Source organism: Pseudomonas yamanorum (genome assembly GCF_013386765.1).
Lineage (GTDB): Bacteria > Pseudomonadota > Gammaproteobacteria > Pseudomonadales > Pseudomonadaceae > Aquipseudomonas > Aquipseudomonas yamanorum_A.
Genome location: NZ_JACARE010000036.1, coordinates 28,103 through 41,272 on the forward strand (window position 1 = coordinate 28,103; position 13,170 = coordinate 41,272).

Annotated in this window: 12 protein-coding genes; 3 read left to right on the forward strand and 9 right to left on the reverse strand. The window is 62.8% G+C overall.

Going from position 1 to position 13,170, the window contains the following annotated elements; genetic code table 11:
• Positions 1 to 89: 89 nt before the first annotated feature.
• Positions 90 to 965, reverse strand: a complete 876-nt coding sequence (locus HX875_RS25110; protein WP_177046729.1) for a LysR family transcriptional regulator — start codon at positions 963 to 965, stop codon at positions 90 to 92.
• A 132-nt stretch (positions 966 to 1,097) separates the two neighbouring features.
• Between HX875_RS25110 and ampC the strand changes: the two genes are divergently transcribed.
• Complete coding sequence (gene ampC, locus HX875_RS25115) at positions 1,098 to 2,249, forward strand: class C beta-lactamase (protein ID WP_177046731.1); 1,152 nt, start codon at positions 1,098 to 1,100, stop codon at positions 2,247 to 2,249.
• A gap of 137 nt (positions 2,250 to 2,386) precedes the next feature.
• Here ampC and dctM read toward each other — a convergent pair whose 3' ends face one another.
• The 8 genes from dctM to HX875_RS25155 form a co-directional block, all read right to left on the reverse strand.
• Positions 2,387 to 3,667, reverse strand: a complete 1,281-nt coding sequence (gene dctM / locus HX875_RS25120; protein ID WP_010169752.1) for a C4-dicarboxylate TRAP transporter large permease protein DctM — start codon at positions 3,665 to 3,667, stop codon at positions 2,387 to 2,389.
• Positions 3,667 to 4,299 carry a TRAP transporter small permease gene (locus HX875_RS25125; protein WP_177046732.1) on the reverse strand — a complete coding sequence of 211 codons (633 nt, stop codon included), beginning with the start codon at positions 4,297 to 4,299 and terminating at the stop codon, positions 3,667 to 3,669. The genes dctM and HX875_RS25125 overlap by 1 nt, the downstream gene beginning before the upstream one ends.
• A gap of 174 nt (positions 4,300 to 4,473) precedes the next feature.
• A complete protein-coding gene (locus HX875_RS25130; protein ID WP_167664734.1) occupies positions 4,474 to 5,457 on the reverse strand; it encodes a TRAP transporter substrate-binding protein in 984 nt (327 codons plus the stop codon).
• A 252-nt stretch (positions 5,458 to 5,709) separates the two neighbouring features.
• Entirely contained in the window at positions 5,710 to 6,525 is an 816-nt protein-coding gene (locus tag HX875_RS25135) for an HpcH/HpaI aldolase/citrate lyase family protein (RefSeq protein WP_177046734.1), read from the reverse strand.
• Between the two features lie 14 nt (positions 6,526 to 6,539).
• Positions 6,540 to 7,736: a CaiB/BaiF CoA transferase family protein gene (locus HX875_RS25140; RefSeq protein WP_177046736.1), complete on the reverse strand. Its 1,197-nt coding sequence runs from the start codon at positions 7,734 to 7,736 to the stop codon at positions 6,540 to 6,542.
• A 9-nt stretch (positions 7,737 to 7,745) separates the two neighbouring features.
• On the reverse strand, positions 7,746 to 9,095 hold the full coding sequence (locus HX875_RS25145) for an MmgE/PrpD family protein (RefSeq protein WP_177046738.1): 1,350 nt from the start codon (positions 9,093 to 9,095) through the stop codon (positions 7,746 to 7,748).
• Positions 9,096 to 9,105: 10 nt separating this feature from the next.
• The gene (locus HX875_RS25150) at positions 9,106 to 10,269 is read right to left on the reverse strand and encodes an acyl-CoA dehydrogenase family protein (RefSeq protein ID WP_177046740.1); all 1,164 of its coding nucleotides are present in this window, start codon (positions 10,267 to 10,269) and stop codon (positions 9,106 to 9,108) included.
• Positions 10,270 to 10,300: 31 nt separating this feature from the next.
• Positions 10,301 to 11,119 carry an FAS1-like dehydratase domain-containing protein gene (locus HX875_RS25155; protein ID WP_177046742.1) on the reverse strand — a complete coding sequence of 273 codons (819 nt, stop codon included), beginning with the start codon at positions 11,117 to 11,119 and terminating at the stop codon, positions 10,301 to 10,303.
• A gap of 263 nt (positions 11,120 to 11,382) precedes the next feature.
• Here HX875_RS25155 and HX875_RS25160 point away from each other — a divergent pair, with 263 nt between their 5' ends.
• Positions 11,383 to 12,294, forward strand: a complete 912-nt coding sequence (locus tag HX875_RS25160; protein WP_177046744.1) for a LysR family transcriptional regulator — start codon at positions 11,383 to 11,385, stop codon at positions 12,292 to 12,294.
• Between the two features lie 34 nt (positions 12,295 to 12,328).
• Complete coding sequence (locus HX875_RS25165) at positions 12,329 to 12,814, forward strand: GFA family protein (RefSeq protein ID WP_177046746.1); 486 nt, start codon at positions 12,329 to 12,331, stop codon at positions 12,812 to 12,814.
• Positions 12,815 to 13,170 lie beyond the last annotated feature (356 nt).

Sequence of the window (13,170 nt, forward strand, 5' to 3'; positions counted from 1 at the left end):
GCCACAGCAAGCTCCCTCACCACAGCAAGCCCCCTCACCACAGCAAGCTCCCTCACCACAGCGAACTCCCTCACCACAGGTCGCAGGACCTAATTCACAGCCATTTCGCGCAACCACGCCTTGAACGCCGCCATCGCCGGTGTCTCGGCCCGCGACTGCAAGCGCGTCAACCAGTAACTGCCGGTGGTAATGCCCACCTCGAACGGCTGGCGAATCACATCCGTCGCCAGCTGCCGGCTGAACATCATCGCCGGGGCCAACGCCACACCTGCACCTTGCAGCGCGGCTTCCATCATTGCCAGGGATGAATCAAACACAATGCTGCGGGGCACCAGCGTGTCAGCCGGCAGCCCGGCAGCCTGGAACCATTGCGTCCACTCATCCGCGCGGTAAGAGCGCAGCAAGGTGTGCTTCAACAGGTCCGCCGGGGCCTGCAACTGGCGGGCAATCTGCGGCACGCACAGCACTGTCAGCGGCGCTTCGAGCAACTGGCACGCCTCGGTGCCATGCCACGCTCCAGCGCCAAAACGGATCGCGTAATCCAGCCCCTCGGCGGCCACATCGACCCGGTTGTTGTTGGTGGACAATCGCAAGTCGATAAACGGGTAGCGCGCCTGGAAGTCCGCCAGCCTGGGCAACAACCAGCCCACCGCAAAGGTGCCCACCGCGCCTACCGTCAACACTTCGCGGTAATGCCCGGCTTCAAACTGGCCTAAGGTTTGCGCAATCCGGTCAAAGGATTCACGCAGCACCGGCAGCAAGGTTTCGCCTTCGCTGGTGAGCATCAGGCCCCGGGGCAAGCGTTTGAACAGCGTGACATTGAGCTGCGCCTCCAGGCTTTTCACCTGGTGACTGACCGCCGCCTGGGTGACGCACAGCTCAATCGCGGCCCGGGTAAAACTCAAATGCCGCGCAGAAGCTTCGAAAGCCCGCAGCGCGTTGAGGGGCAAATGGGAACGGAGCATAACCTGACCCTAAATTTTCTAATGACTGCTGCGAGATATCATCGTTTGTCGTAGCCGCACAATCTGCCTAAATTTGCGGCGCCCGCGCAGGTATTGGTCATCAACACATCACCTTATGGAAGCCGGATCATCATGTACGAACGTTCTTCAAAAGCACCAAGAGTCGCCATACTCGCCTTATTGCTCGGCGCGGGCAACTGCATGGCGGCCGCAGACCTGCGCCAGGTCGTGGACGGAACCATCGAACCGCTGATGCAGCAGCAAGACATTGCCGGCCTGTCGGTAGCGGTGATCCAGAACGGCAAGGCGCAATACTTTAACTACGGCGTCGCAAACAAGGACAGCCAGCAACCGGTCACCGAAAACACCCTGTTTGAAATCGGCTCGGTGAGCAAGACCTTCACCGCCACCCTCGCAGGCGTTGCCCTGGCGAACGGCAAGCTGAAACTCTCGGACCCGGCCAGCCAGTACCTGCCGGCGTTGCGTGGCGACAAGTTTGACCACATCAGCCTGCTCAATCTCGGCACCTATACCGCCGGTGGCCTGCCACTGCAATTCCCGGATGAGTCCGATAACGCCAGCAAGATGATCAGCTACTACCAGCACTGGAAACCGGACTTCGCTCCCGGCACCCAACGCCTGTACTCCAACCCGAGCATCGGCCTGTTCGGCCACCTCGCCGCCCAAAGCCTGGGCCAGCCGTTTGACCGGCTGATGGAGCAAACGCTGCTGCCCAAACTCGGCCTCAAGCACACCTTCATCACCGTGCCAAAGGCGCAGATGAACCTGTACGCCCAGGGTTACGACAAGGCCGGCAAACCGGTGCGCGTCGGCCCGGGCGCCCTGGACGCCGAGGCCTACGGCATCAAGACCAGCACCTCGGACCTGATTCACTACGTTGAAGTGAACATGCACCCGGCCAAACTGGAAAAGCCGCTGCAACAGGCGATTGCCGCGACGCACACCGGTTATTACACGGTGGATGGCATGACCCAGGGCCTCGGCTGGGAGATGTACCCCTACCCGATCACCCTGGACGCCCTGACTGCAGGCAACTCAGCCCAAATGGCCTTCCAGCCCCACAAGGTCAACTGGCTGACACCACCACAAGCGCCCCATGCCGACACGCTGGTGAACAAGACTGGCGCCACCGGTGGCTTTGGCGCCTACGTGGCGTACGTGCCGAGCAAAAGCCTGGGGGTGGTGATCCTGGCGAACAAGAACTACCCGAACGCCGAACGGGTGAAAGCGGCCCATGCGATCCTGAGTGCGATGGATAAATAAAACCCTGCACACATCAAATGTGGGAGCGGGCTTGCCCGCGATGGCGGTGTGTCAGCCAGCACGTGTGCTAACTGATACACCGCCATCGCGGGCAAGCCCGGCTCCCACATTGTTTTGTGGTGTGCTTTAAGTTGGATTTACATCCCCAACCAGTGCGGCAAGGCCAGCGAGATGAACGGCAGGTAGGTCACCATGATCAGGAACACCAGCAGGATCATCAGCCACGGCAACGCCGCGCGGATGGTCTGGCCCAGTGTCAGCCCGGTCACCGCCGAGGTCACAAACAGGTTCAACCCCACCGGCGGGTGCACCAGGCCAATCTCCATGTTGACCACCATCACGATCCCCAGGTGAATCGGGTCGATCCCCAGCTTCATCGCGATCGGGAAGAAGATCGGCGCCAGGATCAACACGATGGCCGACGGCTCCATAAAGCTGCCCGCCACCAGCAGCACCACGTTGACCATGATCAGGAAGCCAATCGGCGTCAGGCCTTCGGAGATCACCCACGCGGTGATTTCCTGGGGGATCTGCTCAGTGGTCAGCACGTGGGCGAAGAGCATGGCGTTGGCGATGATAAACATCAGCATGATCGCCAGGCGCCCGGACTCCAGCAGGACTTTGGGGCAGTCCTTGATCTTCATGTCCTTGTAGACGAACAGCGCGACAAACGCCGAATACACCGCCGCCACCGCCGCCGCTTCCGTCGGGGTGAACATGCCGCTGTAGATGCCGCCCAGGATGATCACCAGCAGCAGCAAGCCCCAGAACGCCCGGCGGGCGCAGGTCAGCCACTCGCGGAAGGTCGCCCGTGGCTGGGCCGGCAGCTTCTTGATGCGCGCGACGATGTAGATCGCGACCATCAGCATCAGGCCCAGCAACAGGCCCGGGATCACCCCGGCCATGAACAGCTTGCCCACCGAGGTTTCGGTGGCCGCCGAATACACCACCATCACAATCGACGGCGGAATCAGGATGCCCAGGGTACCGGCGTTGCAGATGATCCCGGCGCCGAATTCCTTCGGGTAGCCCGAGCGCACCATGCCCGCCACGGCAATCGAACCCACTGCGGCCACCGTCGCCGGCGATGAACCCGACAGCGCGGCAAACAGCATGCACGCCAACACCGCCGCAATCGCCAGGCCGCCGCGGATGTGCCCGACGCACGCGTTGGCAAAGTCGATCAACCGTTGCGCCACGCCGCCGGTGGTCATGAACGCACCCGACAACAGGAAGAACGGAATCGCCAGGAAGGTATAGGCGTCCGAGGTTTCAAACAGCTTGATCGCCAGGGAGCTCACCGAGTCCGGGCTGAACATCAGGATCGACACCGCGCCCGACAAGCCCAGGGAAATCGCGATGGGCACGCCGAGGAACATGAACACGAACAGCAGCAAAAACAGACACAGAACGGCCATCAGTGACGCTCCTCATGGCTGCCGGCCAACTTGCTGGCTTCACCGGCTTCGTCGGCCAGGCCCAGCCCGGTTTGGCGGTGGGTGAAGATGCGATAGAAAATTTCCAGGTAGCGGATGAACACCAGGGCAAAACCGATGGGCACGATCACCACGATGTCGCTGACATCGATGCCGAACTTGTCGAGGTCTTCGGCGCCGATGCTGGCGGTCATCACCGCACTCAGCCACTTGTAGCTGGCGACCATGAACAGCCCTGCGTACGCGAGGCAGCACAGGCAGGCCAGCATGCCCAGCAGGCGCTGGACCCGGCGCGGCGTCAGCTTGACCAGGGCGTCCACGCCAAGGTGGCCGGCGGTGCGCACGCCATAGGAGATACCGAAGAAAATCAGCCAGCCGAACATGGCTTTGGTCAGCGCCACGCTCCAGGTCATGTCCTGGGCCCAGCCCATGGTGTGGTCACCCAGGGCGTTGAAGAAGCCGCTGCTCCACGCCCACTTATCAGCGAGGGCAAAGAACAGGGTATAGATGTTGTTGAGCATGACGTAGACAAAAGTCACCAGGGTCATGGCGGCCAGCAGGATGGCGATAAAGCCTTCCTCCAGGTGCTCCCAGATGCGCCTTAGCGTTTGCATGGCAAAACCTCGCGAAACTGGACGGGGATATTCACGACAAGTCACTGACGAAACCGGATCAATGTGGGAGCTGGCTTGCCTGCGATGCGGGCGACTCGGTCTTTCAGGAACACCGAGGTGATGCCATCGCGGGCAAGCCCGCTCCCACAGGAGTCGGGCTGTGTCAGCGATCGGTTACTGGTTCGACGCGTCGGCGGCCTTGATCAGGTCCGCCCCGATTTCACCTTCAAACTTCTGCCACACCGGGCGCATGGCTTCGCGCCACAGCTGGCGCTGCTCGGGGGTCAGTTCGATGATTTCGCTGGTCTTGGCGTCGATGATCTTCTGCTTGGCCGACTGGTTCAGCGCTTCGGCCTGTTTGTTCACCTCGACGGTGACTTCGACCATGATCTGGTCCAGGGTGGTGCGCACGTCCGGCGGCAGGCCGTTCCAGAACTTGGCGTTGGTGATCACCATGTAGTCGATCAGGCCATGGTTGGATTCGGTGAAGTACTTCTGCACTTCGTTGACCTTCTGGCTTTCATAGTTCGACCAGGTGTTCTCGGTGCCGTTGACGGTGCCGGTCTGCAAGCCCTGGTACACCTCGGCAAAGCTCATCTTGCGCGGGTTGGCGCGGATCGCCTTGAACTGCTCTTCCAGCACGCTTGAGGCCTGCACGCGGAACTTCAGGCCACGGGCATCCTTGGGCTCACGCAGTGCCTTGTTCGACGACAATTGCTTGAGGCCATTGTGCCAATAGGCCAGGCCGAGGATGTTCTTGTCTTGCATCGAGGTCAGCAGCGCCTTGCCCTGGGCGGCCTGGAAGCGGTCGACCGCCGCCAGGTCGTTGAACAGGAACGGCAGGTCGTAGATCTGAACTTGCTTGGTGTATTGCTCAAACTTGGCCAGGGACGGCGCCAGCATCTGCACGTCTCCCAGCAACAGCGCTTCCATTTCCTTGCCGTCGCCGAACAGCGAGGAGTTGGGGTACACCTCGACTTTCACCCGGCCAGGCAGGCGCTCTTCAGCGAGCTTCTTGAACAGCAACGCGCCCTGGCCCTTCGGGGTGTTTTCTGCGACGACGTGGGCGAACTTGATCACGATGGGGTCGGCCGCCTGGGCCAGGCCCGCGGCAAACAAGGTGGCGGCGCAGAACAGCGCCCGAGAAAGCTTGAGCATGGAAATCACCTTCTTATTGTTGTGTTATGGGGGCAAGGTGCCTGATGTCACGCGTATAGAGAATTTCGAATTTTAGATACCTGCGTTCGGCGTGGCCGAACGCCGACCTGGCTGACAACCGAGATCAACTGTAGGAGCTGGCTTGTGTGGGAGCTGGCTTGCCTGCGATGCAGGCACCTCGGTGCTTCAGACAAACCCCATTGATCCCATCGCGGGCAAGCCCGGCTCCCACACAAGCCCGTTCCCACATGTTTACGGTTGCGCAGCCAATAATCTTTGAGCCCGCAGCAACACCGGTGCATCGACCATCTGCCCGTCCAACTGGTACGCCCCTGCCCCATGGGCACCGGCCTCCACCACCCGCTTGGCCCACGCCAGATCCTCGGCGCTGGGGGCCAACGCCTGATGAATCACCGCCACTTGCTTGGGATGGATGCACAGCGCGCCGGCAAAACCCATTTCATAGGCATGCCGAATCGAGCGGCGCAGGCCTTCGGGGTCATCGATGGCCGGGTGCACACCGTCCAGCGGCGCCACCAGCCCGGCGGCGCGGGAATGCACGATCAAGGCCAGGCGGGCCTGGTCCAGGGCAAACTGGGCGGCCGGGGAATTGCTGCTCAGGTTCAGGTCCAGCGCCAGGTCCAGGCCGCCGAATGACAGGCGCTCCACCGCCGGCGCATGAGCGATTTCCGCCACCGCCAGCAAGCCCCGCGCACTCTCGATGATCGGCCAGATGGCCTTGCCCGTTGCCGCAACCACGGCCACCTGGGCCGCGCTTTCAACCTTGGGCAGCAACACCCCCGCGACCCCGGCGTGGGCCTGACAGAACGCCACATCGGCAAAGTGCTCGGGATGCTCCGGCGCGTTGATCCGCACCCACACCCGCGCTGCCGGCGTCGCCTGCAAAAATACCCCGAGGTTGTCCCGGGCCTGGCGCTTGAGCGGCTCTTCCACCGCGTCTTCAAAGTCCACAATCACCGCATCGGCGCCACTGGCCAGGGCCTTGGCAAACCGCTCCGGTCGGCTACCCGGTACAAACAGCGCAGAGCGCACAAGAGAGGTTGGCATCGTTCAATTCCTTATCAGATAACGCCGCGTGCACGCAGGCTGTCGATGGCTTCAGCGGAGTAACCCAGTTGGTCGAGAATCCCCTGGCTGTGCTGTCCCAGCCCCGGCACCGCGTCCATCCTTGGGGTAAACGCGGCATTGCGCGCCGGTGGCAGCAACGACGGCAATTTGCCCGCCGGGCTGTCGACTTCGCGCCAGCTGTCGCGAGCCTTGAGCTGCGGGTGGTCCCACACGCCTTGCATATCGTTGACTCGGGCACTGGCGATTTGCGCGTCCTCCAGGCGCTGGATCACGCCCTCGGCGCTTATCTGCGCAAAGCTGTCGACGATGATCTGGCGCAGCACCTCGCGGTTTTCCGAACGCTTGAAGTTGGCCGAGAAACGCTCGTCAGTGGCCAACTCCGGGGTGAGCAGCACTTTGTCGCAGAACGCCGCCCATTCGCGCTCGTTCTGCAAACCGAGCATCACCGTGCCGCCGTCACCGGTGGGAAACGGCCCGTAAGGGTAGATCGTCGAATGCGCGGCACCTGCGCGCGGTGGCTGGGGTGCGCCGTCGAAGGCGTAGTACATCGGGTAGCCCATCCACTCCACCAGGCTTTCCAGCATGCTGACGTCAATGCGGCTGCCCAGCCCGGTCTTGCCCCGCAGCAACAGCGCCGAGAGGATGCCGCTGTAGGCGTACATCCCGGCGGAGATGTCGGCGATGGAGCAGCCGGCCTTGGCCATCTGGTCTTCACCCGGGCCACCGGTGACCGAGAGAAAGCCGCCCTCGCTCTGGATCAGCAGGTCATAGGCCTTTTTCTTCTCATACGGGCCACCCTCGCCGTAGCCGGAGATGTCGCAGACGATCAGCCGCGGGAAGCGCTCATGCAGCGCCTCGAATGACAGGCCCATGCGTGCGGCGGCGCCCGGCGCCAGGTTCTGCACCAGCACGTCGGCGTCGCCCAGCAGGGCTTCCAGGATGTCCCCGGCATCAGCGTGCTTGAGGTCCAGGGTCAGGCTTTCCTTGGAGCGGTTGGTCCACACGAAATGCGAGGCCAGGCCGCGCACGCGCTCATCGTAGCCACGGGCAAAGTCGCCGGCGCCCGGGCGTTCGATCTTGATCACGCGCGCGCCCAGGTCGGCCAGCTGGCGGGTGCAGAACGGCGCGGCAATCGCGTGTTCCAGGCTGACGACAGTGATGCCGTCCAGCGGTCGTTGATTAGCAGTCATGGCAGCTCCTTAAAGCCAGTGAGCCAGGGAGGCGACGTTGCGCAGATCCCAGACCTTGTCGATCAGCCCGGCGGTTTGCGCGGGTGTGCGGGCGCCGCTGAACTGGGTCAGGCGCTGGAACTTGTCGGCCAGTTCGGCACGGTTCAGGGTGTTGCCGGGATCGCCCTTGGGTTCGTCGATGGCGCCGTGAACGGTGCGGCCATCAGTCGTGGTCACGATCACCCGACCCAGCCAGCGCTGGGGATAGGCACCGTCGACCTCGGGATCGAGGGTCATGCTGACCTTGTCGCGAAACGCCGCCACGGCCCCGTCGTTGAGTGCCAGCTCATGAAATTCCGTCAGCCCGGCCTTGCCATGCACGGCAATCAAACCCAGCACGGTGCCCATGGAAAACTTGGCCTGATGCACCGTCTGCGGCAGCGTCACCCGGCCCAATACGTCGATGGCGCCCTGGTGAACGCGGGTTTCCACATGGGTGATCTGGTCATGGCTGAGGCCTTCACGTTGCATCAGGTCCAGCAGCGCATCGGCGGCCGGATGGGTGTGGCGGCATGAGGCGTGGAACTTGAACGAGGTTTCCAGCAGCGCCCAGCGGCTGCCGAGGCGATCCGACAGCTTGCCCGGGGCCGCGTCGGTGGACATGCCGGCGGCCATGCCCTGGTCGCCTTCCAGAATATTGCGCGCACCGGTCAGCCCGTCGGCCGTCAAATAAGCGGCCAACAGACCATCGGCCGCCGCCTTGGCGGTGTGCAGTTGCTTGGAGTCGGCGGCATCCCGCAGGAACTCCCACAGGCCGGCCGCCTGAGTACCGGCACTGCCCAGCAGGTTGATGAATTGCTCTTCGTTGAAGTCGAGTAACTTGCCCACCGCGACAGCCGCCGCGAGGGTGCCGACGGTGGCCGTGGTATGGAAGATGCGGTAGTGGGAACGGCCCATGAATTCGCCGATGCGAATCCCGGCTTCGTAACCGGCCACCGAGGCCAGCAGCAACTCGCGACCGGACTTGCCGAGGTCTTGCGCCGCGGCGAAGGCCGCCGGAAACACCACGGTCGCCGGGTGCAATACCGAGCTGTTGTGCAGGTCATCCTGCTCCACCAGGTGCGACGACGCGCCGTTCACCAGCGCGGCAAAATACGCACTGCTGCTGCCGCCGCTGACGATGATCTGCGCCGGACCATTGGCCGGGCCCATCGTACGGGCATAACGTTCGAACAGCGGGATAGGATGCGCGCCCTTGCTGGCCAGCGCCGAGGCGAGCCAGTCGAGGAACAGGTCTTCGGTGCGGGCGAGTACCTCGTCCGGCAATTGTTCGTACTTCAACTCGGCGAGGAACCGGCACAGCGCTTGGGTATGGCTCATGGTCGGTTCCTCAGAAGCTGCGTGGCAGTTCGAGCAGATGCTCGGCCACATAGGACAGGATCAGATTGGTGGAGATCGGCGCGACCTGGTACAGGCGGGTCTCGCGGAACTTGCGCTCCACGTCGTATTCACAGGCAAAGCCGAAGCCGCCGTGGGTTTGCAGGCAGGCGTTGGCCGCTTCCCAGGACGCCTTGGCTGCCAGGTACTTGGCCATGTTCGCGCTGGCCCCGGCGTTGGCGCCGCTGTCGTATTCCTCACAGGCACGCCAGCGCATCAGGTCGGCCGCTTCGATCTCGATATGCGCTTCGGCAATCGGGAACTGCACGCCCTGGTTCTGCCCGATAGGCCGGCCAAACACCACGCGGTCGCGGGCATAGGCGCTGGCTTTCTCGATAAACCAGCGACCGTCGCCAATGCACTCGGCGGCAATCAGGGTGCGCTCGGCGTTGAGGCCGTCGAGGATGTAGCGGAAGCCCTTGCCCTCCTCGCCAATCAGGCTGTCGAGGGGCAACTCCAGGTTGTCGAAGAACAGCTCATTGGTCTCGTGGTTGACCATGTTGGCGATGGGCTGCACGGTGAGGCCGTTGCCGATCGCGTCCCGCAGGTCCACCAGGAAGATCGACATGCCTTCGGACTTTTTCTTCACCTCGGCCAGCGGCGTGGTGCGGGCCAGCAGGATCATCAGGTCGGAATGCTGTACTCGCGAGATCCACACTTTCTGGCCGTTGATCACGTACTTGTCGCCACGCTTGATGGCGGTGGTCTTGATCTTGGTGGTGTCGGTGCCGGTGGTGGGCTCGGTCACGGCCATCGATTGCAGGCGCAGTTCGCCGCTGGCGAGCTTGGGCAGGTAGAAGCTTTTCTGCGCTTCGCTGCCGTGGCGCAGCAGAGTGAACATGTTGTACATCTGGCCGTGGACGGTGCCGGAATTACCGCCGCAACGGTTCACTTCCTCAAGAATCACCGAGGCTTCTGCCAACCCCAGGCCCGAGCCGCCGTATTCTTCGGGGATCATCGCCGACAGCCAGCCGGCGTCGGTCAGGGCCTTGACGAAGGCTTCGGGGAAGCCTTTTTCTTCGTCAATCCTGCGCCAGTAAGCGGCGTCGAATTCGGCGCAGAGTGCGCGCACACCTTCGCGGATGGCATTCAGTTCTTCGTTGTCATTGGGGTTCATTAACGGCTCTCCGCCTGTTGTTCTTGGAGGTTTATTCGAAATGCAGTTCGGCGCGCTGGGCCAGGCCGTCCGCGTTGCCTGCCCAGAGTTCAGCCACGCCCGGCGCGGTGATGCGCCCGCCGACTTCAAAGGGTTGCGGGGCAATCAATGGGCGCACGCCGCGATAGGAGAAACGGCGCAACGTGGCCTCGGGGTTTGCGCGGCAAAAGGCGCGCAGGCTAAGGGTGGCGATCAGCGGACCGTGCACCACCAGCCCCGAGTAACCTTCGGTGCCGGTGACGTAGGGGTAGTCGTAGTGGATGCGATGGCCGTTGAAGGTCACGGCGCTATAGCGAAACAACAGGGTGGGCGTCGGGTCCACCGCTTCGCGCCAGGCACCGTCGGGAAGCACGTCACCACTGCCCTGCTTGGGCGGCGTGGGTTCGCGGTAGACGATGTCCTGTTCTTCGCGCAGGGCCAGGCGGCCGTCCTGGGAATAGTCGTGGCGCACGGTGACGAACAACAGCGAGCCGGTGCGACCGGTTTTTTCTTCAACCTGGGTGATGGTCGAGACGCGGGTGGCGGACTCACCGGCCCGCAAGGCGTGGAAGAACTCGATGCGCCCGCCGGCCCACATGCGGTTGCGGTTATCCGCCGGCGGCAGGAAGCCGCCACGGGCCGGATGGCCGTCACCGCCCAGGGCGGATTCCGGCAGCGGGTCCTGGAAAAAGCACCATTGCCACAGGGGCGGCACCGCTTCGCCGTCCGCCGGTACGTCTTCGCCAAAGGTGGCGGCGATGCGTTTGAGCAGGTTGTGGCTCAAGTGGTCGTGGGCTGTTTCGCTACGGCCGATCCAGTCTGTGGCGCTCATCAGGTGCATGTCCTCGGGCAGGGAATCTGAGCCGGATCATGCAAGGGCGTAGCCGTTCTGAGAATTTGCATTTCAATAAAGCAGCGTTCGGCTATGCTGAACGCCATCGCCCATAAAAAGATCTCAAGAACGCGGATGATCAATGTGGGAGCTGGCTTGCCTGCGATAGCGCCCTGTCAGTCAACACTGCTTTGGCTCGCCCACCGCTATCGCAGGCAAGCCAGCTCCCACATGGGTTCTTCGTCGCTGCCCCGGAGCCTTCCATGCACTTTGATCTGGCGGACTTACGCCTGTTTATCCATATCGCCGAATCCCCCAGCCTGACCCAGGGCGCCAAGCGCGCGTTCCTCTCGCCCGCCGCCGCCAGCGCGCGGATCAAGGCCCTGGAAGGCCAACTCGACACCCGCCTGCTGTACCGCGACAGCCGCGGCGTGGAAATCACCCCGGCGGGCGAACGGCTGCTGCACCACGCGCGGCTGATCATGCGCCAGGTGGATTACCTGAAAAGCGAGTTCACCCAATACGGCATCGATTCGGCCGGGCACATCCGCATCTTTGCCAACACCACGGCGGTGACCGAGTTTCTCCCCGAAGTGCTGGCCGGCTTCCTGTCCCAGCGGCCTGGCGTGACCGTGGACCTGCAGGAGCGGTTGTCCCGTGACATCGTGCGGGGTGTGCTGGACGGCACCAGTGACATGGGCATCATCGCCGGCCCGGTGGAAGCCTCGGGTTTGCAGGTGCTGCACTTCAGCACCGACCACCTGGTGCTGACGGTGCCGGTGGGGCATCCCCTGGCAGGCCTGCCTTCGGTGACCCTGGAGCAAACCCTGGCCTATCAACATATCGGCCTGCATGACGGCAGCACGTTGCTGAGTTTCCTGCGCGAGCACGTGGAGCGGTTGGGCAAGCATTTGTCGTTGCGCATCCAGATGTCGAGCTTCGAGGCGATCTGCCGGATGGTCGAGGCTGGCGTCGGGATCGGGATCATTCCCGAGTCGGCGGCGGTGCGGCACAGCCGGACCATGCAGTTGGTGACGGTCAGGCTGGATGAGGTCTGGGCGGTGCGCGAGCGCAGTATCCTGGTGCGGGAGTTGGAGGCGTTGCCGGGGACCATTCGTGCGTTGATCGCGACCTTGATGCCGGAGATGGAACCGCCTCGGCTGCCGGGCGCCTAAGCTAAGGTTCATCTTTTGCGAAGGAGATCTGGTCATGCAGCTTGAAGGTTCCTGCCATTGCGGCTCGGTTACGTTCAGTCTTGAGAGTGCGCATCCGTATCCCTATCAGCGGTGTTATTGCTCGATTTGCCGCAAGACTCAGGGGGGTGGCGGGTATGCGATCAACCTTGGGGGCGACGCTAAAAGCCTGAAGGTGCGGGGGCGCAAGTTGATTTCGATTTATCATGCGCGGATGAAGGGGCCTGCTGATAGCCGGGCGCATGCGAGTACGGCTGAGCGGCATTTTTGTTCGCAGTGTGGGTCGGGGTTGTGGTTGTTCAGTCCGCAGTGGCCGGCGTTGATTCATCCGTTTGCTTCGGCGATTGATACGCCATTGCCGGTGGCGCCGGAGCATACGCATTTGATGCTGGGGTCGAAGGCGCCCTGGGTTGAGGTGAGTGTTCGGGCGGGGGATCTGCAGTTTGATGAGTATCCTGAGGAGTCGATTGCCGAGTGGCATGAGCGGTTGGGGCTGGGTTGATTGGGGGCATATCCGTTATTCGGGTAACGGCCACTATTGGTTCCGCTCTTACAGCGGCTCACTTTTGAAAAGCGCAAAAGTAAGCAAAACGCTCTTGCCCCACCACTCGGCACCTCGCTTAGGCTCGGTGTGCCCTCAGCTCCGGCAGCACGAAGCGGGCCGCCGCGACGTGGCGTCCCTGCCCCGTCGCGGCTAAACCGGCGTCCTGCCGGTTTACCCGCTCCGTACTACCTGCGTTCGGCCAGCGTGGTTTAACGGGGCGCCTAAGATCAAAATCAAGATCAAAAGCCAGAGCACAGCGGCCTACAGGCCGGCTTGAGTGTGGTGAAGCAAAGGCAACATCAAAATCTAAAGCG